General features: G+C 66.4%; 22 protein-coding genes and 2 tRNA genes. 15 read left to right on the top strand and 9 right to left on the bottom strand.

Translation table 11 applies throughout. From position 1 onward, the window contains the following. Positions 1 to 20: 20 nt before the first annotated feature. Positions 21 to 353 (bottom strand): preprotein translocase subunit YajC, encoded by a 333-nt coding sequence (yajC, locus tag ABDW49_RS05960; protein WP_206238905.1) that lies wholly within the window; start codon positions 351 to 353, stop codon positions 21 to 23. 282 nt (positions 354 to 635) lie between these two features. Here yajC and ABDW49_RS05955 point away from each other — a divergent pair. The 6 genes from ABDW49_RS05955 to accC all read left to right on the top strand — a co-directional run bounded on the left by ABDW49_RS05955 (position 636) and on the right by accC (position 5142). Then, positions 636 to 712: transfer RNA gene (locus tag ABDW49_RS05955), tRNA-Pro, on the top strand. A 102-nt stretch (positions 713 to 814) separates the two neighbouring features. Beyond that, the gene (locus ABDW49_RS05950) at positions 815 to 2038 is read left to right on the top strand and encodes an FAD-dependent oxidoreductase (protein WP_343610434.1); all 1224 of its coding nucleotides are present in this window, start codon (positions 815 to 817) and stop codon (positions 2036 to 2038) included. Positions 2039 to 2196: 158 nt separating this feature from the next. Then, complete coding sequence (locus ABDW49_RS05945) at positions 2197 to 2610, top strand: holin family protein (RefSeq protein WP_343610433.1); 414 nt, start codon at positions 2197 to 2199, stop codon at positions 2608 to 2610. A 124-nt stretch (positions 2611 to 2734) separates the two neighbouring features. Continuing rightward, complete coding sequence (gene aroQ / locus ABDW49_RS05940; RefSeq protein ID WP_343610432.1) at positions 2735 to 3187, top strand: type II 3-dehydroquinate dehydratase; 453 nt, start codon at positions 2735 to 2737, stop codon at positions 3185 to 3187. A gap of 97 nt (positions 3188 to 3284) precedes the next feature. Further along, positions 3285 to 3785 (top strand): acetyl-CoA carboxylase biotin carboxyl carrier protein, encoded by a 501-nt coding sequence (accB, locus tag ABDW49_RS05935; RefSeq protein WP_343610431.1) that lies wholly within the window; start codon positions 3285 to 3287, stop codon positions 3783 to 3785. Positions 3786 to 3792: 7 nt separating this feature from the next. Beyond that, positions 3793 to 5142, top strand: coding sequence for an acetyl-CoA carboxylase biotin carboxylase subunit (gene accC / locus ABDW49_RS05930; protein ID WP_343610429.1), 1350 nt, complete (start codon positions 3793 to 3795; stop codon positions 5140 to 5142). Between the two features lie 268 nt (positions 5143 to 5410). Here the strand turns inward: accC and ABDW49_RS05925 are convergent, their stop codons facing one another. Next, the gene (locus ABDW49_RS05925; RefSeq protein WP_068080770.1) at positions 5411 to 5878 is read right to left on the bottom strand and encodes an Lrp/AsnC family transcriptional regulator; all 468 of its coding nucleotides are present in this window, start codon (positions 5876 to 5878) and stop codon (positions 5411 to 5413) included. 315 nt (positions 5879 to 6193) lie between these two features. On the opposite strand from ABDW49_RS05925, the gene ABDW49_RS05920 reads away from it, so the two are divergent. The 5 genes from ABDW49_RS05920 (at position 6194) to tpiA (ending at position 12505) form a co-directional block, all read left to right on the top strand. Then, positions 6194 to 7948, top strand: a complete 1755-nt coding sequence (locus tag ABDW49_RS05920; RefSeq protein ID WP_343610426.1) for a histidine kinase dimerization/phospho-acceptor domain-containing protein — start codon at positions 6194 to 6196, stop codon at positions 7946 to 7948. A gap of 84 nt (positions 7949 to 8032) precedes the next feature. Next, entirely contained in the window at positions 8033 to 8974 is a 942-nt protein-coding gene (locus tag ABDW49_RS05915) for a polysaccharide deacetylase family protein (RefSeq protein WP_343614167.1), read from the top strand. 35 nt (positions 8975 to 9009) lie between these two features. Further along, positions 9010 to 9085: transfer RNA gene (locus ABDW49_RS05910), tRNA-Ile, on the top strand. Between the two features lie 234 nt (positions 9086 to 9319). After that, positions 9320 to 11425, top strand: coding sequence for a methyl-accepting chemotaxis protein (locus tag ABDW49_RS05905; RefSeq protein ID WP_343610425.1), 2106 nt, complete (start codon positions 9320 to 9322; stop codon positions 11423 to 11425). Between the two features lie 309 nt (positions 11426 to 11734). Further along, the gene (gene tpiA, locus ABDW49_RS05900) at positions 11735 to 12505 is read left to right on the top strand and encodes a triose-phosphate isomerase (protein ID WP_343610424.1); all 771 of its coding nucleotides are present in this window, start codon (positions 11735 to 11737) and stop codon (positions 12503 to 12505) included. 23 nt (positions 12506 to 12528) lie between these two features. Here the strand turns inward: tpiA and ABDW49_RS05895 are convergent, their stop codons facing one another. The 5 genes from ABDW49_RS05895 to ABDW49_RS05875 form a co-directional block, all read right to left on the bottom strand. Next, complete coding sequence (locus ABDW49_RS05895; RefSeq protein WP_343610423.1) at positions 12529 to 13425, bottom strand: hypothetical protein; 897 nt, start codon at positions 13423 to 13425, stop codon at positions 12529 to 12531. 165 nt (positions 13426 to 13590) lie between these two features. Next, positions 13591 to 14385, bottom strand: coding sequence for a class I SAM-dependent methyltransferase (locus ABDW49_RS05890; protein ID WP_343610422.1), 795 nt, complete (start codon positions 14383 to 14385; stop codon positions 13591 to 13593). Between the two features lie 226 nt (positions 14386 to 14611). After that, the gene (locus tag ABDW49_RS05885; RefSeq protein ID WP_343610420.1) at positions 14612 to 16183 is read right to left on the bottom strand and encodes a DHA2 family efflux MFS transporter permease subunit; all 1572 of its coding nucleotides are present in this window, start codon (positions 16181 to 16183) and stop codon (positions 14612 to 14614) included. Beyond that, complete coding sequence (locus ABDW49_RS05880; protein ID WP_343610419.1) at positions 16180 to 17274, bottom strand: HlyD family secretion protein; 1095 nt, start codon at positions 17272 to 17274, stop codon at positions 16180 to 16182. Before ABDW49_RS05880 ends, ABDW49_RS05885 begins: the two co-directional genes overlap by 4 nt. 8 nt (positions 17275 to 17282) lie before the next feature. Then, positions 17283 to 18746: a TolC family protein gene (locus tag ABDW49_RS05875; protein WP_343610418.1), complete on the bottom strand. Its 1464-nt coding sequence runs from the start codon at positions 18744 to 18746 to the stop codon at positions 17283 to 17285. Between the two features lie 96 nt (positions 18747 to 18842). Between ABDW49_RS05875 and ABDW49_RS05870 the strand changes: the two genes are divergently transcribed. Both ABDW49_RS05870 and ABDW49_RS05865 read left to right on the top strand, forming a co-directional pair. Further along, a complete protein-coding gene (locus ABDW49_RS05870) occupies positions 18843 to 19628 on the top strand; it encodes a helix-turn-helix transcriptional regulator (protein WP_343610417.1) in 786 nt (261 codons plus the stop codon). An 80-nt stretch (positions 19629 to 19708) separates the two neighbouring features. Continuing rightward, positions 19709 to 20530, top strand: a complete 822-nt coding sequence (locus ABDW49_RS05865) for a hypothetical protein (RefSeq protein ID WP_343610415.1) — start codon at positions 19709 to 19711, stop codon at positions 20528 to 20530. Here ABDW49_RS05865 and ABDW49_RS05860 read toward each other — a convergent pair. Then, positions 20527 to 21405 (bottom strand): alpha/beta hydrolase, encoded by an 879-nt coding sequence (locus ABDW49_RS05860; protein WP_343610414.1) that lies wholly within the window; start codon positions 21403 to 21405, stop codon positions 20527 to 20529. The two genes, ABDW49_RS05865 and ABDW49_RS05860, sit on opposite strands and share 4 nt — an antisense overlap. 115 nt (positions 21406 to 21520) lie before the next feature. Between ABDW49_RS05860 and ABDW49_RS05855 the strand changes: the two genes are divergently transcribed. Then, positions 21521 to 21856: a GIY-YIG nuclease family protein gene (locus tag ABDW49_RS05855; protein ID WP_343610413.1), complete on the top strand. Its 336-nt coding sequence runs from the start codon at positions 21521 to 21523 to the stop codon at positions 21854 to 21856. 144 nt (positions 21857 to 22000) lie between these two features. Beyond that, positions 22001 to 23317, top strand: coding sequence for a DUF3422 domain-containing protein (locus ABDW49_RS05850; protein WP_343610412.1), 1317 nt, complete (start codon positions 22001 to 22003; stop codon positions 23315 to 23317). Here ABDW49_RS05850 and ABDW49_RS05845 read toward each other — a convergent pair. Next, complete coding sequence (locus ABDW49_RS05845) at positions 23314 to 23775, bottom strand: YbaK/EbsC family protein (protein ID WP_343610411.1); 462 nt, start codon at positions 23773 to 23775, stop codon at positions 23314 to 23316. The genes ABDW49_RS05850 and ABDW49_RS05845 overlap by 4 nt on opposite strands. Between the last annotated feature and the right edge of the window lie 72 nt (positions 23776 to 23847).

Genomic DNA, 23847 nt, shown 5'->3' with positions numbered 1-23847 from the left:
AACCGCGGGGCCAGATCCGATCAGTCGTTGGCAGGGGCGCTGCCGGCGGGCGGGATCACATCGCCGATCGTCGACTTGAGCGCCTTGACCTTCAGGCCCGGCGCCAGTTCGACATCGACGTAATCGGCATCGACCTTCACCACCTTGCCGATGAAACCACCACCGGTCAGCACCTGATCGCCCTTCTTGAGCGCTTCCAGCTTGGCCTTCTGCTGCTTCTGCTGCTGCATCTGCGGACGAAGCAGGAAGAACCACATGACCAGACCCATGCCGATAAAGGGCAGGAACTGCAGCCAGGCAGGCGGGCTGTCGGCAGAGGCGGCGGCCAGCACGGGCAAGAGGGAAACGGTCATAAGACGAATCTTTCGTGATGGAATCGATACAATCGCACGCGCCAGGGATCATGCGCGATGCGCGCAAGGCTCGCAAAAACCCGCGCGAGGCACACCCCCGGCCAGCGGCGGCGCCTAGCAGGCTTTCACGCGCAAGGCAACGAAACGCCCCGGCGCGCATCGGCCACCGCTAAACCACGGCACTTGAGGATTTTTCCACAGGCATGAACGCCTGCCGGATCACTTTTTGCAAAACAGGTGCTTGCCATCCTGAAAAGCCCCGCATATAGGGCGCCCTCCGGTCGGGACGTAGCGCAGCCTGGTAGCGCATCACACTGGGGGTGTGGGGGTCGGAGGTTCGAATCCTCTCGTCCCGACCAATTGAAAAAGCCGTTTCCTGCTTCGCGCAGGAAGCGGCTTTTTCGTTATGGCCTATCCACTCTCGCGATTGACGGCGCGTTTTTTTCCGCCAACGTGGCGCCATGAGCCAAAAAGACATCGTGATCGTCGGCGGGGGCCATGCAGGCGCGCAATGCGCCATTGCCCTGCGTCAGGGGGGATTTACCGGCAGCATCGCGCTGATCGGGCGCGAGCATGAGCCGCCCTATGAGCGCCCGCCGCTCTCCAAGGAATATTTCGCCCGCGAGAAAACCTTCGAGCGACTCTATATCCGCCCGCCCCAGTTCTGGACCGAGAAGGAGATCGAGCTGCTGCTGGGCGTGGAAGTCACCAGGGTCGATCCGCAAGCGCACACTGTTACCCTCTCCACCGGCGAAGATGTCACCTATGGCCAGTTGGTCTGGGCGGCAGGCGGCGATCCGCGCCGCCTCTCGGGCGAAGGCGCCGATCTGGCGGGCGTCCATGCCGTGCGTACCCGCGAGGATTGCGATCGCCTGATGGGCGAAGTCGATGGCGGCGTGAAAAACATCGCGGTGATCGGCGGCGGCTATATCGGCCTTGAGGCGGCCGCCGTGCTCACCAAACTGGGCTGCCATGTCACCCTGCTGGAGGCCGCGCCGCGCGTGCTGGCCCGCGTGGCCGGCGAGGAACTCTCCGCCTTTTATGAAGCCGAGCATCGCGCTCATGGCGTCGATCTGCGCACCGATGTCAGCGTGGCCGGGCTGATCGGCCAAGGCCGCGTGCGCGGTGTCAAGCTCGCCGATGGCAGCGAAATCCCCGCCGATGCGGTGATCGTGGGCATCGGCATCATCGCCGCCGTGGCGCCGCTGATCGAGGCGGGCGCGGCGGGCGCCAATGGCGTGGATGTGGATGAGTTGTGCCGCACCTCCCTGCCCGACATCTATGCCATCGGCGACTGCGCCAGCTTCGCCTGCGAATATGCGGGCGGCGCGGTGATGCGCGTCGAATCGGTGCAGAACGCCAATGATCAGGCCACCTGCGTCGCCAAGGCGATTCTGGGCAATCCGGCGCCTTACAAGGCGTTCCCGTGGTTCTGGTCGAACCAGTATGATCTGAAACTGCAGACGGCGGGGCTCTCGGTGGGCCATGATCGCACCGTGCTGCGCGGATCGCCCGAATCGCGCAGCTTCTCGGTGATTTACCTCAAGGGTGGCCGGATGATCGCCATCGACAGCGTCAATGTGGTCAAGGACTATGTCCAGGGCCGCAAGCTGATCGAGGCAAGCGCCAGCCCCGATCCCGAAAAGCTGGCCGATACCGGGATTCCGCTCAAGGAACTGCTGTAATTCTTTGTGGTCGCATCGTTTTAAGCGAAAAACCGGTTCTCACTTTTTCGCACGATGCTCCAAAGCCGCGCCGGACATCACGCCCGGCGCGGCATTTTCCTAATCACGCCCATTTGGTTATTTTCCGAGATCCTTCCCACCCAAAAGGATCTTGAACCATGCCTCTGCTCGACACGCTGATCTCGCCGGTGTCCGCCCTGCTCGACCGGATCATCCCCGACAAGGCCCAGCGCGACGCCGCCAAGCTGCAACTGCTGCAACTGCAAGGCACGCAGGAACTCCAGACGCTGCAGACCCAGCTCTCCGCCATCGTGGCCGAGGCCAATGCCGCCGATCCCTGGACCAGCCGGGCGCGGCCCAGCTTCCTCTATGTGATGTATGTCATCATCCTCTGCGCCATTCCGATGGGCGTGCTGTCCGCCTTTCGGCCCGATATGGCCAAGGCCATCGCCACGGGGATGAACACCTATCTCGAGGGCATTCCCTCCTCGCTCTACACGCTCTTCGGCACCGGCTATCTGGGTTACACCGCCGCGCGCCAATGGGGCAAAGCCAACGGAACCGACAAGTAAACGCTGACGCAAGGGCGCGCCCGCCCGCCCCTTGGGGCGCCTTTGCACCCTGCCCCTGGGGCGCCCTTGCACCCCCGCCCCTGCCCTGTATGAGAAGGAAAACTCCCTAAACAGGTAGGTAACAATGACCGACTCCAGCCCCCTCCCCGGCACCGTCTATGTTTTGAACGGCCCCAACATCAATCTGCTGGGCATCCGCGAGCCGCATATCTACGGCCATGAAACGCTGGCGGACATCAATGCGCGGCTGGTCACGCAGGGCGAAAAGCTGGGCCTGACGGTCAAAACCTTCCAATCCAACCACGAAGGCGCGCTGATCGACTGGCTGCACGAAGCCAATGCCACCGGCGCCAAGGCCGTCATCCTGAACGGCGGCGCCTACACCCACACCAGCGTCGCCCTTCACGACGCCATCAAGGGCATCACCGTGCCGGTGATCGAGGTTCACCTCTCAAACCCCCACAAGCGCGAGGAATTCCGCCACAAGAGCTATATCGGCATGGCCGCCATGGCTACGATTGCGGGTTTCGGCGCAAGGTCCTATACGCTGGCGATCGAAGCCGTGGCAGCGCTGTAAGGCGCAGGCCCGGCAAAAACCATGCGCCTGCCCCTTGCCCGCCGGTTTCCACGGGCCTAGGGGCACGCGCTGATCTATTTTTCGCCAAGGGGACCCCATGAGCGACGACAACAACACGGGCCGCGACGGCAAGACCGGCGACCTGGGCATGAATATCGACGGCACGCTGGTGCGCGAACTGGCTGAACTGCTGGCCGAAACCAACCTGACCGAGATCGAGGTCGCCGATGGCGATCGCAAGATCCGCGTCGTGCGTGGCGCTCCCCAGATGGTGGCTGCTGCCCCCGTGGCCTATGCGCCCGCACCGGCCGCCGCCGCACCCGTGGCTGCGGCCCCCGCCGCTGCCGCCGAGCCCGCCATCGACGGCAAGGCCGTGAAGTCGCCCATGGTCGGCACCGCCTATCTGGCCGCCGAGCCCGGCGCTCCCGACTTCGTCAGCGTGGGCAAGACCGTCAAGGCCGGCGACACGCTGCTGATCGTGGAAGCCATGAAGGTGATGAACCCCATCACCGCTCCTGCCGCCGGCACGGTCAAGGCCATTCTGATCGACAACGGCCAGCCGGTCGAATTCGACCAGCCTCTGGTGGTGATCGGCTAAGCCGACCATGGCCATCAAACGCATCCTGATCGCCAACCGGGGCGAAATCGCTCTGCGCATCCTGCGGGCCGCGCATGAAATGGGCATCGAGACGGTGGCGGTCCATTCCACCGCCGACGCCGATGCCATGCATGTGCGCCTGGCCACCAATGCCGTGTGCATCGGGCCGCCCGCCGCCAAGGACAGCTATCTCAACGTCGCCGCCATCATCAGCGCGGCCGAGATCACCGGCGCGGATGCGATCCACCCCGGCTATGGCTTCCTGTCGGAAAATGCCCGCTTCGCCGAGATCGTCGAAGCGCACGGCATCACCTGGATCGGCCCCAAGCCCGAGCATATCCGCACCATGGGTGACAAGGTCACCGCCAAGAAGACGGCGGGCGATCTGGGCATGCCTCTGGTGCCCGGTTCGGCTGGCGCGGTCTCGGATGTGGAAGAGGCTCAGCAGATCGCCGAGGAGATCGGCTATCCCGTGATCATCAAGGCCGCCAGCGGCGGCGGCGGTCGCGGCATGAAGGTGTGTGAGCGCCCCGAAGACCTCGAAACGCTGATGCAGCAGGCCGGGTCCGAGGCGAAGGCCGCTTTCGGCGATGCCACGGTCTATATCGAGAAGTATCTCGGCAATCCGCGCCATATCGAATTCCAGATCTTCGGCGACGGCAAGGGTGAAGCCATTCACCTGGGCGAGCGCGACTGTTCGCTGCAGCGCCGCCACCAGAAGGTGCTGGAAGAGGCCCCCTCGCCCGTCATCACGCCGGAAGAGCGCGCGCGCATGGGCGGCATCGTGGCCAAGGCCATGGCCGACATGGGCTATCGCGGCGCGGGCACCATCGAGTTCCTGTGGGAAAAGGGCGAGTTCTACTTCATCGAGATGAACACCCGTCTGCAGGTGGAGCATCCGGTCACCGAAGCCATCACCGGCCTCGATCTGGTGCGCGAGCAGATCCGCATCGCCGACGGCCAGCCGCTCTCGGTGAAGCAGGAGGATGTGGAATTCCGCGGCCATGCCATCGAATGCCGCATCAACGCCGAGGATCCCTGGACCTTTGCGCCCTCGCCCGGCAAGGTGGAGAACTACCACGCCTCGGGCGGCCTGCATGTGCGTGTGGATAGCGGCCTGTATGCGGGTTATCGCATTCCGCCCTACTACGATTCGATGATCGCCAAGCTGATCGTCTATGGCCGCACGCGCGAGGGCTGCATCATGCGCCTGAAGCGCGCTTTGGAAGAGATGGTGATCGAGGGGCCGAAGACCTCGATTCCGTTGCATCAGGCCCTGTTGCAGGAGCCCGATTTCCGCAGCGGCGACTACACCATCAAGTGGCTGGAAGAGTGGTTGGCCAAGAAGGCCCATTAAGGGAAGAAAAGTGCGAGGGGGTTACCCCCTCGCGCTCCCATGACGTCTTCCGACGATAAGGCAGTGGCGCCGAATTGGTACGCCCAGCCTCTCCACCAGCACAGAAAAGGCGCCGCAGGCAGTTTTGCCCCGGCGCCTTTTCTCGTTTGAAAGCCTGCGGCGCGGCAAGCTGGGCGCAACGTCGAACCCTGTGCGCAACGTAGACATTCATGGGAGCGCGAGGGTGTAACACCCTCGCATTTCCCTTTTCAACCTTCTGAAAACCCGATCAAACCTCCAACGGCACACCCGGAATATGCTTCGAGGTGCGGATCGTCAGCGAAGTCTTAACGCTCGCCACGTTAGGCGCGGGTGTCAGCTTGCTGGTCAGGAACTCCTGGAAGCTCTGCAGGTCGCGGCTGACGATTTTCAGGATGAAGTCGATTTCGCCATTGAGCATATGGCATTCGCGCACTTCGGGAAGCTGGCGAACGTGATCTTCGAACTGCCTCAGCGAGTCCTCGGCCTGGCTTTTCAGCGAAACCATGGCGAAGACGGTGATCGCAAAGCCCAGCTTGGCAGCGTCGAGTTCGGCATGGTAACCGCGAATCACGCCCATTTCTTCCAGCGCGCGCACGCGGCGCAGGCAGGGCGGCGCCGTGAGGCCGACGCGCTGCGCCAGTTCGACGTTGGTTACGCGCCCTTCGTCCTGCAATTCGGCGAGCAGCCGACGATCAATCTGGTCAAGATTGGCCATAACCTTTTTGAAAACCCCACCCTATACAAAATGCAGGATTAGCCCACATTGGAGGAAACAAACACTGCCTGCGTTGCGGCAGCCGATAATATTATTGTCTATGCCCGCAATCGTCCCGCTTTGCAACGCGCTGCGACATGGGTCTTTCACCTTATGGCCAAGCTGCTAGGCCAGAGGGCGGAGGATCATGATGCCTCCTTCGCTGATTGTCTTGTTTTGGGCGGGGCGTAAGCAGATGCATAACCAAATGCGTTGTAATCACACCTTCTACCCTCACGGGCGCATTGCCCCAACAGGTGCTTCGAATCGCTTTTGATGCTGTATGATGATCGCCTTGCCACGGTGCTGCGCCTAGTCCCCATGGGGGCCAGTGTTGCGCGCATCCAGCTTCGCCAGTTGATCGATCTGCTGGGCACCATGCCCGCGGAGGCGCGCGGCGATCTGGTGGATGCCGCCTATCGCCGGCTGGGCGAACTGGCGGGGCATATCCCTGTGGCCGATCGCGCGCGCATGCTGGGCCAGCCGGGGCAGCGCCTGCGCTCGCCGCGTTTGATGGCGGCGCTCTGCGCGATGGAGCCTGCGGTGGCGGGCGCCGCGATCCGCTCGGCCGATCTGGGCGAGGAGCAATGGCTCGATCTGATTCCCGCGCTGCCGCTGCATGCGCGGGGGCTTCTGCGTGAGCGGACCGATCTGCCGCCCCGCGCCCGCGCGCTGCTGACGCGTCTGGGCATTGCCGAAAGAGGCCTGCCCGCACCGGAAGCGCCCGTCGCTGCCGAAACCACGCCACCGGTGAAGTTTGCTTCCGTCGAGCCCATCGTACCGCAACCCGCCGCCCCGGCAGAGCCCGAACTCACCCTCACCGCCGAGCTTGAGGCCCCGCCTCCGCCCCCATCGGGCGTCGACAGCATCGGCGCCATCGTCCGCCGCATCGAGGCCTTCCGCCGCGCCCGTGTCGCCGCCCCGGTCAGCGACGCGCCCCAGCTTCCGCTCGATGGCGATGTCACCCCCTTCAACCCGATCCGCGCCTTCGATTTCACCAGCGACACCGAAGGACGCATCACCTGGGCCGAAGGCGGCATGGCGCCGATGGTGGTCGGCCATCTGCTGGCGCATCATCCCGCTCTGGCGCTGGCCGTGCGCCAGCATCAGCCGTTCCGCGCGATCTCTGTCGCGCTGGAGGGCGCCCAGGGCGTCACCGGCGAATGGCAGGTCGATGCCGTGCCCCGCTTCGATCCGCTGAGCGGGCGCTTCGTCGGCCATATCGGCCGCATGCGCCGCCCCCCGGTCAGCGAGGTCCACAAGGCCCCGGCCTCCGCCGATGGCGACCGGCTGCGTCAGGTGCTTCATGAATTGCGCACGCCGGTCAACGCCATCCAGGGCTTTGCCGAGATCATCCAGCAGCAGCTTTTCGGCCCCACGCCGCATGAATATCGCGCTCTGGCCGCCGTCATCGCAGCCGACAGCGCGCGCATGCTGGCAGGGTTTGAGGAGCTGGAGCGCTTCGCCCGCCTCGACAGCGGCGCGATGGAACTGGCCAGCGGCGCCTGCGACATGGCCGAATGTCTGAAGGCCGCGCTGGCCCGCCTGACCCCGCAAGCACAGGCGCGCGGGCTGCATATGGTGCTCTCGGGCGCGGACAGCACCATGCCCGTCGCCCTGCCCGCGCTGGAGGCCGAAAGGCTGATCTGGCGCCTGCTCGCCGCGCTCTCCAGCCATGCGGTGGCGGACGAGCAATTGACGATTTCGCTCACTCAGGCGCCGGAACAGGCCGGTGGCCAGATCGCCATCACCATGTCGCTGCCCGCCGCTCTGGCCGGGCTCGGCAATGTCGGGCTGTTCCACGCTGGCGCCGGTGACGGCCATGGCCAGGGCGGCGCGCCATGGGCCGGCATGTTCGGCACCGGCTTCGCCCTGCGCCTCGCCGCCGCCGAAGCACGCGCGGCCGGCGGGCGGCTGCTGCGGGAGAATGCCATGCTGTCCATACATTTGCCGGGGTTGACCCGCATGCCGCTGGAACCTAGCGAAGGGCATCCCGGCGACAAGGGACAGTCCGCAAGCTCTGCGGCCTGAGCGCGCCGAATGGGGCATAGTTTGGCAAGCCTTCGATTGAGCGACGCACCCGGCGAGAACGCTCTGGTGCGTTTCAAGGACGGCATGGGCCAGCGCTTTCTGCTGACCGTGGACACCGAGGAAGAGTTCGACTGGACCAAGCCGCTGCGCGCCAGCGGCCACACGGTCGACACGGTGGGCTGGATCACCAAGTTTCAGGAATTTTGCGGTGGCTTCGGCGTGGTGCCGGTCTATCTGATCGACTACCCGATCGCCACCTCGCCTCTGGCCGCCGAGGTGCTGCGCGAGCCGCTGGCGCAGGGCAAGGCCGAGATCGGGGTGCAGCTTCACCCCTGGGTCAACCCGCCGCATGAGGAAGAGGTCAACCAGCACAACAGCTTCGCGGGCAATCTTCCCTACGAACTTGAACGCGCCAAGTTCATGGAGCTGCACGACACGATCGAGCGCAATTTCGGCGTCAAGCCGCTGATCTATCGCGCCGGGCGCTATGGCACCGGCCCCAACACCGCCGCCATCCTGAAGGAGGCGGGGATTGCCATCGACACATCGGTGCGCTCGCGCTTCGACTATTCGGGCTGGGGCGGGCCGGATTACAGCCATCTGGGCCTGCGCCCCTGGTGGGTGGACGAAGCGCGCACGCTGATGGAATTGCCGCTGACCTCGGTCTTCGCCGGGGGCATGCGGCAATGGGGGCAGAAGCTGTTCCCGAAAATGTCGCGCATGGGGCGGATGCAGGGGCTGATGGCCCGCCTGCGCCTGCTCGACCGCATTCCGCTGACCCCAGAGGGCGTAACCATCGCCGAGGCCTTGCGCGCGGTCGATCTGGCGGTGGCGGCGCAATTGCCGGTGGTGGTGCTGTCGTTCCACAGCCCGTCGCTGAGCCCCGGCTACACGCCCTATGTCCGCACGCCTCAGGATCTGGACCGCATGTATGACTGGTGGCGCGCGGTGTTCAGCCGCCTGATCGCGGCGCGGGTCAAGCCGACATCGGTGAAAGAGATCATGGCATCGGTGGTGCTTGCCTGATGGGATTTGCCCGGCTAACGGGCATGAGACCGGTGGGGCCTGTAGCTCAGCGGTTAGAGCTGGCCGCTCATAACGGCTAGGTCGCGGGTTCGAATCCTGCCGGGCCCACCAATTTTCCTGCCGATCCAAAGCTTTAGCCAAGGTTTCACGGCTATTCCTCACGCACAGCATGCGCGCTGATCGTCCCTCCTGGGGCGATTTCACGGCGGCGCCGATGGTGCGCTGATCGCAAGCGAATCTGCAACATTCTACAACATGCTAACAAGGTCCTGCGCCGAACCCTGATGCCCTTGCTCACCGGATTTTCGCATAAAATCGGCATTCAAGGCGGCAGGAGACTGCCCCATGCCCGGCCCGCAACGGCTCAAGACCCTATCCTCGAAGCTGAGTTTCCGGGCCGCCGTGGTGATTGCGGTGATCGTCTCGGTGTCGCTGCTCATCACCTCGGTCATCTTCGAGGCCTCTGCCCGCCGTCAGGCGCGCCAGATCAGCCAGGTCGTCGCCGTGCAGGCCGCCGCCGAGGTGCGCGCCGAATTCCGCGAGACCATCGGCGTGATCTCGGGCGAGCAGGCCGCCTTCAAGGCCGCCCGCGCGGCAGGCCTGCGCGACCGCGCCTATTACCGCGAGATCATGCGCAACACGTTGGCCGACAACCCCGATCTGCTGGGCACATGGACGATCTGGAAGCCCGATGCCTTCGACGGTCATGACAAGGATTTCGTGCATGAGGTGGCCCATGACAAGACCGGCCGCTTCATCCCCTATTGGCATCATGATGCCCAGGGCAGGCTGGCCCTCGATCCGGTCAAGGATTACCTGCAAGGCCCCTCCTCCGATTTCTACTATCAGTCGCTGCGCAGCCCCGGCCCGATCCTGATCGAGCCCTATCCCTATATGGTCGGCAACCGGCCGGTGCTGATGACCTCGGTCGAATGGCCGATCATCGAAGGTGGCCACGCCGTCGCGGTGATCGGCGGCGACCGCGCGCTCGATGATCTGCAGACGCTGGTCGGCCGCATCCGGGTGCCGTTCGGCGGGCGGATCACCCTGCTCTCGGCCACGCGCCTTTATGTCTACAATGCGGACAGGAAGCTGCTCGGCAAGCAGGGGCCCAAGAGCAGCGGCGACTTCGCCATCGTCAATGATCCGGTGCTGGGCCCGGTGATGCGGGTCGAGACGCCGGTGCGCTTCCCCGGCTTCAAGGAGCAATGGGCCGCGCAGGTCGACCTGCCGATGTCCGCCGTGATGGCTCCGGCCCGCCGCACCCAGATGATGTTGCTGCTGACCGCCGTGGTGTTGATCGGCTTGCTGATCTGGCAGTTCGACCGCACGGCGCGGCGTGTCGTCGGCCTGCCGCTGGAGGCGGTGCGCGGCGATATGGCGGCGCTGGCCGGAGGCGATCTGGCCGCGCCTGCGCAGGCTTCGAGCGACACGCGCGAAATCGCCCAGATGCAGGCCGCGCTGGAGGTCTTCCGGGACAATGCCATCGCCAAGCGCCACGTCGAGGATGAGCAGGCCCGCGCCGTCGCCGCGCTGGCGCAGTGCCTCTCCCGCATCGCACAGGGCGATCTGACCGCCACGCTGGAAGGCCGCTTCGATGGCATGTTCGCGCAGTTGCAGGCCGATTTCAACCGGGCGATGCAGCGGGTCGGCACCGCTTTCGCCGCCGTGTCGGAGAGCACCGGCGCGGTCAATGTCGGCTCCGAGGAAATCCGCTCCGCCTCGCGCGATCTGGCCGAGCGGACCGAGCGGCAGGCCCTTGGCCTCGCGCAGATGACGCAGGCGGTGAAGGACATCAACGCGCAGGCACAGCAGACGACGCGCTCCGCCCGGCAGGCCACCGCCGTGATCGACCAGTTCCGCGGCGAGGTCGATGCGGGCGGCACGGTGATCCGTCAGGCCATGGAATCCATGCATGCCATGCAGCGCTCCTCCTCCGAAATCGCCGAGATCATCTGGGTGATCGAGGGCATCGCCTTCCAGACCAACCTTCTGGCGCTCAACGCCGGGGTCGAGGCGGCCCGCGCGGGCGAGGCAGGCCGGGGCTTTGCGGTGGTGGCCAGCGAGGTCCGCGCGCTGGCGGTGCGCTCATCCCAGGCCGCCGCCGACATCAAGACGAAGATCGGTGCCGGCATCCGTCAGGTCGAGACCGGCGTGGGGCTGGTCGACCATATGGAGCAGGCGCTCGACCGCATCACCGCGCGCATGGGCGAGATCAGCGATCTGGCGCAGAGCATCTCGGCCGCCAGCGAGGTGCAGCTCAGCAGCGTCAGTGCCGCCAACGCCAATATGGAGCATATGGGCGGCTTCACCCGGCAAAACGCCGCCATGGTGGAAGAATGCGCCGCCGCCGCCGACAATCTGTCGCAATTGGCCGGGGACCTGGCCGAGCAGATGAAGCAGTTCAGAATCGCACATCGGCATGGGATGGCGATGACTTTGGCGGCTTGAGGGAAGAAAGACAGATGCGAGGGTGTTACACCCTCGCGCTCCCATGAATGTCGACCTTGTGCATCGCTTTCGGCGTTGCGCCAGACTTGCCGCGCCGCAGGCAAGAAATCCATGCGCAGCCCATCACTGGACGATCGACTGCCTGCGGCGCAGGGAGGTTACACGCAAGGATCGTGTGCCACTGCCGCTTCGTCGGGAGACGTAACGGGGGTGCAGGGGGCGATGGCCCCCTGCGTTTATCCTTCCCCCCTCTTGCCATCCCCTTGATCCCCCGACAAAGCGAGCCAACGGGCATAACGAGGGTTTCGAATGAGCAGGCAGGCGGCACGGCGACCATGGATCGTCGGCAATTGGAAAATGCACGGGATGCGTTCCTCGCTCGCCACCGTTCGTGAGATCGACGCGGCCGCGCAGGCTTGTGATGGAGTCGATGTCGCGCTGGCGCTGCCGTTTACGCTGATCCATGCCGGGGCGCAGGCGGCGGGGCACATCGCGATCGGCGGCCAGACCTGCAACGCCCTGCCCGATGGCCCCTACACCGGCGAGATTTCAGCCCCGATGCTGCTCGACGCCGGTGCCGGCTTCGTCATTCTGGGCCATTCGGAGCGCCGCACCGGCTTTGGCGAAACCGACGAGATCGTGCGCGACAAGCTGGGCGCCGCGCTGGGCAGCGGGCTGCGGGCGCTGCTCTGCGTGGGCGAAAGCCGGGACGAGCGCGAGACCGGGCTGGCCGGGGAGACGGTGCGGCGGCAGGTGTCTCATGCTCTGGCCGCCATCGCGGGCGATCCCGAAGCCAGCGCGCGGCTGGCCATCGCCTATGAGCCGGTCTGGGCGATCGGCACCGGCCTGCTGCCCGATGCGGACGCCATCGCCGCCATGCATGCCCTTATTCGCGAAACGCTGCGGGCGGTGCCGGGCGTGGCGGCGGATCGCGTGCCCATCCTTTACGGCGGCTCGGTTCATGAGGGCAATGCGGGCGAGATCCTGCGCATTCCCGATGTCGACGGCGCTCTGGTCGGCCATGCCAGCCTCGAGGCCGGGCGCTTCGCCGCCATCATCCGCGCGGCACAGCGGGGATGATGGCAGGCTGATCGGACCGCCGATCAGATATAGCGCACCAGCCGCGAAGTCTGCTGGTTCTGCCCCGCCGAAGCATCACCGGACAGCGCATAGGCCTGCTGGGCCCAGATCTGCCCGGCGGACAGGGTTGCGGCCTGCTCCGTATCCTTTTCCAGCGGCGAGCGACCGGCAACCGCATAGGCCTGCTTTTCGGCAGGGGTAAACACGCTCGACTGGACGTTGGCCGGATTGGCGCTGGCCCCAGCCTGCCCCTGCGAGGGTGCCGTGCCGGAGGTGGCGGGTGACGCGCTGGATGACGATGCGACAGCCGTTACAGTCGCCTGATTGCCGGACGCACTGCTCCCGGTCGTATCGGGCGCGCTCGTCGTGGTCGGAGCAGGACTGGCCGCCTGCTGGGCAGCGACCTGCTGCGCGGCAGCGGACGCCGCCGGTGACGGGGTCGAGGCGGTGTCATTATCATCCTCGGCCCTGGTCGCGGGCGATGCGGATGCATTCTCCCCTGCGCTTGAGGTGCTGCCCGATCCTGACGCGGCGCCCGCTTGGGATGGAGCGGGCGTGGCCGTGCTGCTTGCGGCGGGCGATGGACTGGCTGATGCCGATGCAGGGCTGGACGCGCTGGCCTGATCGCTGCTGCCGGATGAAGCGCTGCTCGACGCCGCGGGCGTGCCTTGGGAGGAGGAAGCCGGGGCCGTATAGGTCGGGGATTCGCTCGGGGCTGGCGCGGGCTGATACACCACCGCCGAGGAGTTGGAACCGGAACTGCTGCCGCTGCTCGCCGCCGGGGTCGAGTTGTCTTTCGTGTCCGTGGTGGTGGATGACGGGCTGCTGGCCGGGCTCGCGGATGCCGCACCGGTGCCCGAGGAACTGGCCGGTTTCGACTGCGCGGGGACCAGGACGGAGGTGATACTACTCAATGACATGATAGGCTCCGGACGAGAACTTCATGTCAGGGGATAGAGACGCGCCTTTGCAGGGAGGTCAATCGACCTGGTTTCCCGCGCCTGACACTTTACGCTGAAGATCGGCTTAATCGCGGGCCGGGTGAAGCGACCTTGCTCCACCCGGCCTGCCGCGCGCTCGGACCCCTAGGGTTTCAGTGCCAGCGTGGCGAGGAATGTCGGCAGATAGCGGTCGATCGTGAAGCGTGGCGTGGGCGCCGGGTCTTCCTGAAAGCCTGCGATCAGAAAGCCCGCCGCGATCTGTCCCGCGATCAGATCGGTGAGGCTGTGGCCGAAGACCAGCGCCTCTCCGGCCTCCATTTTGGCCTGCAACCTGTCGGGCGCCAGATCGCGCGTGTCGGCATAGGGGATGGTGTGGGCCGGGCGGATCAGGCCCTGTGCGGCCAGCGCTGGATCGCGATCCTCCACGAAGATCACCGGATTGTAGAAGCTGGCCAGCAGTCTGCCGCCGGGGCGCAGGATGCGGAAAGCTTCGCGCCAGACCGGGCGCACATCAGGCACGTAATGGTTCGAGATCGGGTGGAAGATGATGTCGAAGGCGGCGTCTTCGAAGGCCGAGAGGTCGCGCATATCGCCCTGCACCGTGGCGAGGGACAGGCCGTCGCGCGCCGCCACCATGCGGTCCTGCTCAAGCTGGCCTTGCGAGGCGTCGAAGACCGTCACCTGCGCGCCCGCCGCCGCAAGCACCGGCCCCTGCTGCCCTCCCGCCGAGGCAAGGCAGAGGATGCGCTGGCCCTGCACATCGCCGAGCCAGTGCGCGGGCAAGGTGCCGGACGTCAGGGGCACCGACCATAGCCCCGCGCGGGCCTCTGCGATGGTCCGAGCGGAAACGGGTTGCGACCATGCGCAGTTGCTGGCGGCCTGTTTGTCCCAGGCGGATTGATTATGGGCGAGGATATCGTGGGTTTGATCTTGCATCATGCATCTCGGATCTGTGTCCGACAGACGCAGTGTCGCGCGCCATGATGCGGCGAGGGTCTGTTCTGCCGGATTGTAAGGATCGGGCCTCAAGCGGGCCGGGCATGCGCGATGTCTGCCAGAATACAGGCGACAGTCGCGCGAATGCTTTTACTTCAGGATCACAGCACCGAACTCCGACATGCACGGCCACGATTATCAGCTTGTTTCCGCGATGACAACATAACGCTCATGACGACTTGCTCCGCCCCAGCAGCAGACTGCCCGCCGCGCAAAGCAGCATGCAGCCCCCAGCCACCAGAAAGGCATCGCTATAGGCCAGCAGCAGTGCCTCATGATGAAGGTTGCGATCGATCAGCGCGAGGATCTGCTGACGCACCGGCTCGGCAGCCTTGCCCTGCAGCGCGGCATGGCTGTCGACAGGATGGCCGATCAGCACATCCGCCGCCTCCACCATGCGGCGCTGCAGGGCTTGCGAGAAGGGCGTCACCGCCTCGCCGATGCGGGCGGCATGCAGCTTCTCGCGCTCGACCACGAACTGGCTGGCCAGAGCGATGCCGATCGCCCCGCCCACATTGCGCACCGTGGAAAACAGCCCCGATGCCGAGCCCAGTTCGGCTTTCGCCATGCCCTGCATCGCCATCACGCCCAGTGCCACCACGATAAAGCTCTGCCCCACCCCGCGCACCACCAGCGAGGGCACGATCACATTGGCCGCCGCATCGCCGTCGAGATGGATGTTCATCAAACAGCCCGCCGCCATGATGACGAAGCCCGCGATGATGATGGTGCGCGTGCTGGTCCAGCGCATCAGACGCGGCGTGGCAAAGGACATGACGAACTGGATCAGGCCGTAAGGGATCATCGTCATGCCGATGTCCTGCGCATTGTAACCCTGCGTCTCGGCGAAATAATTGGGCACCAGAAAGACCACGCCAAAGACGATGGCGCCGAAGATGAACTGCATCAGGCTGGCGAGCCCGAAATTCCCCTGCGCCAGCAGCCGCAGATTGATCAACGGGTTCTTGCGCCTCAACTCGATCACCATAAAGACCAGCAGGCAGATCACAGCAACCATGCCGGCCTCGACAATAAAGCTGGACGAGAACCAGTCCTTGCGCCCGCCCTCTTCCAGCATGATCTGCAAGGCCGAAAGCCCCAGTGCCATGGCGGCGATCCCGGCCCAATCGCCCTCGCGCAGCTTTTCGATGCGCGCCTCCCCGCGCGGCATGGCCCAGCCGATGGCGGCCAGCAGCAACAGGCCGGGCGGCACCTGAAGATAGAAGATCCAGCGCCAGCTATAGGCCTGGGTCAGCCAGCCCCCCAGCGAGGGCCCCGCCGCCTGCGCCACATTGTTTGACACCGCAAACAACGCCATGCCGAAAGGATGCTTCGAGGCGGGCAGTTCCGTCACGATGATCTGCAAGGACAGCGGGATCAGCACGCCGCCGAACGCGCCCTGCAAGGCGCGCGCCGCGATCATCGTGGTGATATCGGGCGCGGTGGAACAGAGGATCGAGAAAACCACAAAGCCCCCCGTTCCCACCATCAGCACCCGCCGCATCGAAAACACGCTGACCAGCCAGCCGGTCATGGGGATGACGATGATCTCGGCCACCAGATAGGCGGTGGTGATCCACGATCCTTCCTCGAAGGACGCCCCCAGAGACCCGCGCACATCGGGCAGCGAGGCATTGGTGACATGCACATTCATCCCCGCCATAAAGCAGCCCACCACGCCCCCCAGCACCGCCACCCAGCCGCGCAGGGAGACGTGATCGGCCTGCGGCGCCACGCTCATGGCCGCGTATCCACGCTGGTTTCCACCGACATGCCGGGGCGCAGATCGTCCAACCTTGCCTGCCCCCCATCGAAACGAATCCGCAGCGGAATACGCTGGACGATCTTGGTAAAATTGCCCGTGGCATTGTCCGGCGGCAGCAGCGCGAATTGCGCGCCGGAGGCGGGCGCGAGACTGTCCACCCGCCCCTTCAGCACCGCGCCGCCCAGAGCATCCACCGAAACCTCAACCCTCTGGCCGGGGCGGATACGGTCGGTCTGGGTCTCCTTGTAATTTGCCACCACATAGGGCGCCATCGGCACCACGGCCATCAGCGGCGTGCCGACATCGGCATAATGCCCCACCCGCAGGGCCCGTTGCCCCACCGTGCCATCGACCGGCGCGCGGATCACCGTGCGCTCCAGATCGAGCCTTGCCGCAGCCAATGCTGCATGCGCCTGCTGCAGCATGCCCCGCGCCTTGGCGAGATCGGCGATGGCGGCCTCGCGCTCGGTGGCCAGCACCTGTACCTGTGCGCGGGAGGCAGCCAGCGTGGCCCGCGCCTGCGCCACCCCGGCAACACTTTTGCTGCGCTCAGCCTGAGCGCTTTGCTGCAACTGGTCGCTGGTGACATGCTGCCGGGCCAGAGTATCCTGACGCTGGGCTTGCAATGCGGCCAGATGCGCCTCGACCTCGCGCGCGGTCGTGGCGGCGGCATCCCGCGCGATCAGGCTGCGTTGCTGCACCGCGCGCGCATCCAGATTGGCGATCCGCGCCTGCCCCTCCGCAACGCCTGCCTCGGCCTCGGTCAAAGCGCCCTGGGCCTGTTCCACCTTCATGCGGTAATCGCGATCATCGATGCGCGCCAGAATATCCCCGGCCCTCACCCGCTGATTGTCCGCCACTGCAACCGCGACGATCATGCCCGCCACGCGCGGCGCGATGGTCACCACATCGGCGCGGACATAGGCATTGTCGGTCTCGATCAGAAAGCGGCCCTGCGTCCACCAATGGACGCCAAAAGCGAGGGCCCCCACAGCAACAGCGCCCGAGGCGGCCAGCACCAGCAGACGGCGTCTGGCCGAGGAGGAGGATGGGGTGGTTTCAGTCATGGCGGGGATCACCTGCGGAAGGGGTTCGGGAAAGATCGGGCTGGCTGACGGGGGGGAGCCTGCTCCCACCCGCCGCCCAGCGCCTTGAACAGGCGGAGCTGCGCCGCTGCGACATCCAGATCGGCGGACGCCAAAGCAGCGGCAGCCTCACTGGCGCCGCGCTGTGTCGATAGAGCTTCCAGCGCCGTCGCTCCGCCCGCCGCGCGCTGGCGGCGCATCAGATCATCGGCCAAGGCACTGCGCCGCGCCGCATGGGCCAAGGCCGCCTGCCGCTCCAGCGCCGCGCCGTAATCGCGCGCGGCCTGATTGACCTCCTTGAAGGCCATGAGGATCGCGCCATCATAAGCGGCCAGCGCCGCGACCTCTCCGGCACGCGCCTGACGGACCCGCGCCCGCGCCACGCCGATGTTCGGGAAACTCCAGTCGAGCAGCGGCCCGATCCGCCAGACCATATTGCTGCGCGCAACCAACCCGCCCGGCGTGGGCGAGGACACCGCCTGCTGAGCGCTCAGCGCGATATGCGGATAGAGATCGCCCACCGCCACACCGATGCGCGCCGTGCTGGCGGCCAGCCGGTGCTCGGCGGCGCGCAGATCGGGGCGGCGGCGCAGCAGGGCATAACCATCGCCCACCGGCACGTCGGCAGCCAGCATGGGCAGGCGCGCGCAGGCAGCGGCGGCTGGAGGCACCTCCTGCGGCAGATGACCGGACAGCACCGCCAGTTCGGCCAGCGCATCATGGCGCGCGGCCTCCAGCATCGGGATGGTGGCGGCGATGGCGTCCGCCTCGGCATCGGCGCGCAGCACATCGGCGGGCACAGCCGCACCCGATGCGCGCAAGGCTTCGGCCAGATCACGGCCCTGCCTCGCCTGTGCCAGCCGATCGCGCGCCACCGCCGCCTGATGCGCCGACCCGCAGGCGCGCAGCCACGCGCCGGTCACATCCGCCGCCACCGCAATCCGCACGCCATCGAGCAAAGCCGCCGAAACCTGAGCATCGGCTTGGGCGGCGCGCTGCTGCGCCTTCAGCCGCCCGGACAGATCCAGCTCCCAGGACACATCGCCGCCCAGATCGTAGCGCGGGCCGGTGCGGATCGTGCTGGTGCCCAGCCATGCGGTGGTGATCTGGTCCTGAAGCGTGCTGCCCTCGCCCACGCCAGCGGACAGGGTGGTGATGGGCAGACGCTCGGCCTTCGCCTTGCCGAGCAGGGCGCGCGCCTCCTGCCAATGGGCCGAGGCCGCGCGCAGATCGCGGTTGTTGGCCAGCGCCTCGTCCACCAGCGCATCGAGCGCCGGATCGCGATAGAGCCGCCACCATGCCGAAACGGGCGCCCCGGAAAAAGGCTGGTCGGTCAAGCGCTCCGGCACGGGGATGGTCGAGGCAGGCGGCGCCTTGGGCGCGGAGACGCATCCGGCCAGCAAGGTGGAAGACAGGGCAGCACAGATCGCGCGGCGGAAAGAAGGGTCGGGCACAGCGTTTCACTCGATGGCTGGGAGCCCCTGTCCGTAACCGCAACAGGCTTGCCCTTCTCGCGCGGGAATGACATCTGTCGTCGCGGTATGGACAGATTGTCTCTCCACCGGCCGCGCACCCATGAGGATTGCGACCGCGCGCCCACGCCCGTCACGGCGCTGGCCAGCGATCACCCCCATGGCGAGCATATCGCCCCCCATCGCCACGCCCGCGCGCAACTGATCCACACGCTGAGCGGGGTGATGACCGTCAGCGGCGGGGACGGAAGCTGGGTCGTGCCGCCGGGCCGCGCGGTGTGGATGCCCGGCGGGCAGGACCATGCCATCCGCATCGCGGGCGACGTCTCGATGCGCACTGTTTTCGTGCGTGAGGATGCGCGCACCGACCTGCCTCGGGCCTGCGAGGTGATCGCGGTCTCGCCCTTTCTGCGCGAGGCGATTGTGGCCGCCACGCGCATCCCGCTCGATTACCCCTCAGGCGGGCGGGACGAGCGGGTGATGCAACTGATCCTCGACGAGATCGGGGCCGCCCCCCGCCTCGACCTGCATATCCACCTGCCGCGCGATCCCCGGCTGATGCGCCTGTGTGACAGGATCATTGCCGATCCCGCGGCGACCGTCACGCTGGAGGGGCTGGCGCAGGAGATCCATGTCAGCGCCCGCACGCTGGCCCGCCTGTTTCACCGCGAACTGGGCATGAGTTTCGGCGCCTGGCTGCGCCGCACCCGCCTGCTGCTCAGCCTGCCCCGGCTGGCTTCGGGCGCCTCGGTGCTGGAGGTCGCGCTGGAGCATGGCTATGACAGCCCCAGCGCCTTTGCCGCCATGTTCCGGCGCCTGCTGGGCGTTTCGCCCACCGCCTATCTGCAGCAGCGCGAGGATTGATCCCACGCCCCCTTGCCGCGGGCAGGATCACGCATCATTCTGATATCAGGCCCATTCCTGATTCCCTGAAGGTGACCCCCATGTTGCATCTCGACCTGATCCAGATGGCGAGCATCGCCGGCAAGGTCGAGGTCGCCAATGACGACCGCCTCGGCTGCGGCGACCGCCACGCATGGGTGATCGACGGCGCCACCGATCTGGGCGAACCCGGCCTGCTGGGATCGCGCGGCGGGGCGGCATGGCTGGCCGCGACGGCGGACCGGGCCTTCACGCAGGCCTTTGGCCCGCTGGAGACGATCTGCGACAGCGTATTCGAGCTCGTGGAAGCCACCTATCACCGGGAGAAGCAGCGCGACCCCCTCGCCTTGTGGGAAATCCCCAGCGCCGCCTTCGCGGTGGTGTCGCTGGAGGGCGATGTGCTGCGCTGCGCCTATGCCAGCGATTGCCCCGTACTGCATCGTCGTGGGGGCGAAGTTTCCTTCGTCACGCCCGAACCTGACCGGCGGCGCGAGCAGGCGGCGGCTCTGGCCCTGGGCGCGGGGGCGACGGCAGGCGGCGTGCGCTCGCCCGAGGTGCTGGCGGACCGGCGCGCGGCGCGCAACCGCCCGAAGCGGCGGGTGCTGGGGGTCGACGCGCAGGAGTCGCGAGAGGCGACCAGCTATCGCGAGATGCCGGTGCGCAAGGGTGACGAATTGCTGCTGATGTCCGACGGCTTTTCCGCGCTGTTCGATGCTTACGGCCTCTATGACCCGGCCAGCCTGTTCGAGGCGCTGCCCCGGCGCGGCCTGACCGCGCTGATCGAGGAGTTGCGCGCCATCGAGCGTGACGATGCGCAATCGCATCTCTACCCCCGCTTCAAGCCGAGCGACGATGCCTCCGCCATCTGGGTCAGGGTGGGCTAAGCCCCTCCGGTCACTTGCGCGATGGCATCGATCACGGCGGCGTGGAACGGTGCGGGCAGATCATGCCCCATCCCCTCGACCGGCATGAAGCGGGCCCCGGGAATGGCCGAGGCCGTGTCCTGCCCGTGAGGCAGCGGAAACAGCGGGTCGGCACTGCCATGGATCACCAGCGCGGGCGCGGTGACGTGGGCCAGCCTGTCACGACGGTCGCCATCGACCGCGATGGCGGCGATCTGGCGGGCGGTGGCGCCCTGCTGCCAGCCCCGGCGCAGTTCCGCCAGAGCCAGCGCGCGATGCTCCGCCTCGTCGAAAGGCAGGCCGGGGGCGGCGATGCACCGGGCAAACGCCAGACGGTGCCGCAGGAAGGCCGCCGCATCGCTTATGGGATCGGGCGTGGGGCCCAGCAGCATCGCCATGATCTCCGGCGCGGGAGGCGGCAGGGCCGGATTGCCGGTCGTGGCCATGATCGAGGTCAGCGAGAGCGTCCGCTCCGGGTTTGAGGCGGCGATGATCTGCGCGATCATGCCACCCATCGAGCGGCCGACCAGATGGGCGCGCTCGATCGCCAGCGCATCGAGCAGGCCAAGGGCATCCTGCGCCATATCAGCCAGCGCATAGGGGACCACGGGGCGTCCGCCCGCCATCAGCGCCGCGAAATCGGGCGCGGGCGCATCGCTGATATGCGTTGAGAGACCTGAATCGCGGTTGTCGAAACGGATCACCCGAAAGCCACGCCCAGCCAGTCTGGTACAGAAATCCTCGCTCCAGCGGATCATCTGCGTGCCCAGCCCCGCGATCAGCAGCAAGGCTGGAGCCGCCTCATCGCCGAAACTCTCATAGGCCAGATCGATGCCATGGGCGCTCACAACAGGCATGAAGATGGTTCCTTGATGGCAATGGGCATTATTATGCCCGGATGAATGATTGCCACTTGCGAGTCAATATACCCGGATAATATAAGCCCCCTCTTTCCGGATGGATGGAGACGATATGACCACGCAAGACAGGCGCGCCGCGCTGACCGCCTATAAGGAACGCAAGGTGGAGGCGGGTATCTACGCCCTGCGCTGCACCGCCACGGACCAGCTGTGGATCGGCAGGGCGCCCGATCTGGCCACGATCCAGAACCGCCTGTGGTTCACGCTGCGTCAGGGCGCCAACCCGCATCGCGCCTTGCAGGAGGCGTGGCATCAGCATGGCGCGCAGGCCTTCACCTTCGAGGTGGTGGAGCGCCTGAAGCAGGATGATCTGCGCTTCGGACGCGATCACGCGCTGAAAAAGCGTCTCGCCCATTGGGTGGAGGCATGGGGCGGCATGGCGATCTGAACCTTACCCTTCGCCCCCATGGACCCTTTGCCCAACTCCCCGCGCGCGCATTGTGTGTTATGCGCCCGTAACCATCGCGCCTTACGCCCGGTGCGATGATCTTCGAAGCTGTTTCCCAATCCGATGCGAGGTTGCACAGACATCATGCGTGAAGGGACCGATCCGGCCGTCTCCACCACCCCGTTCCCCTTCATAGAGCCCGAGCGGAACCACCCGCTGCGCGCCTCGCTTTCCACCGAAATGCATGTGCGCAAGATGCCCCATGTCGTCGCCCCGGCGCGCATGCTGCAGATCGTGATGCTGGCCAGCCCGCAGGACGCGCGCGAGGGTCTGGCGCTGCTCAGCCGGCATTTCGCCCCCGACGGGCCGCCGCTGGCCGAGGATATCCGCTTCCTCACCCGGCCATTCGGGGCGCTCGGCTTTGCCTGGGAACGCCATGCGGAGTTCATGACCTACACCTTCATCGCCCCCGGCCATGAGGGCGAGCTGTTCGATCTGGCCCCCTTCGCGGAGGTGTCCGACTGGATCGCGGCGCTGCCGGGCAGCATCATCCGCTCCAGCCATATCAGCCTCGTGCGCCATGAGCCCTCCGAAGCGACGGTCCATGCCCATTTCGCCTTCGACGATCTGATCATCTCGGACGCGGCGCATGGCAAGGCCCGGCTGTGGAGCGATTTCCGCCTCCACCCCGATGGCTGCGGCCGCCTGCTGATCCATGATCGCGGCATGACCGGCATCGAGGCCTCGCAATTGCTGCAGCGCGTGCTGGAACTGGGCAATTACCGCAAGATGGCGCTGCTGGGCCTGCCCGAGGCGCAGGCGGCCACGCCCGCCATCACCGCGCTGGAAAAGGAACTGACCGCCATCACCATACAGGTGGCGCAGGCCGATACGGATGATGGCGACATCCTCGAACAGCTCACGGCGCTGAGCGCCTCGCTGGCCCAGATCGCCGCCTCGACCCGCTATCGCATGAGCGCGACGCGCGCCTATTCGGAGATCTGCATCGACCGCATCCGGCGCCTCGCGGTGTCACCGGTGGAGGGCTATCGCTCCTTCGACGATTTCACCGAAAGGCGCCTGCTGCCCGCCATGCGCAGTTGCGAGGCCTTCAGCCGCCGCATCGACGACCTGTCGCGTCAGGCGGCATGGACCAGCGACCTGTTGCGCACCCGCGTCGATACGGCGCTGGCGCGGCGCAACCGCGACCTGCTCGCCTCGATGGACCGGCGCACCGAGCTGCAACTGCGGCTGCAGCATACGGTGGAAGGCCTCTCGGTCTTCGCGATCAGCTATTACGCGCTGAATTTGCTGCATCATCTGGAGGAAGCGCTGGGCCATGCCGGGCTGCATCTGCCGGAGATGACCGACGCCCTGCTGATCCCGGTGCTGATCTTCGTGGTGTGGCGCAGCGTGCATCACCTGAAGACCAAGGCGACGGGGGCTGCCGGGGGCCATTAAAGGTCCTGCTTCACCTCACCGACCGTGCCCTGGGTCATGGCGATCAACTGCTCTGCCGTGGTGCGGAAGACATGCATCGGCGAACCCGCCGCCGCCCACAGCGGGTCGAGCGCCAGCAGTTCGCGGTCGATGACCGTGACGACGCGGCAGGCATGGCCCACCGGGGCGACACCGCCCACGGCAAAGCCGGTCTTTTCCTGCACCCAGGCCGGATCGGCGGGTTTGACGGGCAGGCCGATCAGCGCGGCGACCTTGCCCCGGTCGATCCGGTGAGCGCCCGAAGCGATCACCAGCACGACCTCCTCACCGGCGCGAAAGACGATGGATTTGGCGATCTGCGCCACCGAGCAATCGATGGACCGCGCCGCATCCTGAGCGCTGCGCGTGCCCTCGGCAAAGGCGAGGATGGTGTCACCATGCCCCGCATCGCGCAGGGCCTGTCGGACGGTCTCGATCATCTTGCGCGGTTTCCCCTGACCCTCCGGCGCATCATGCCGCCGGAGACAGGGCGCAGCCTAACACGAAACAGC

The organism is Novosphingobium sp. (genome assembly GCF_039595395.1).
In the GTDB taxonomy this organism is placed as follows: domain Bacteria; phylum Pseudomonadota; class Alphaproteobacteria; order Sphingomonadales; family Sphingomonadaceae; genus Novosphingobium.
Note: the sequence above shows the minus strand (reverse complement) of the source record. Positions and strands in the feature narration are given on the sequence as shown.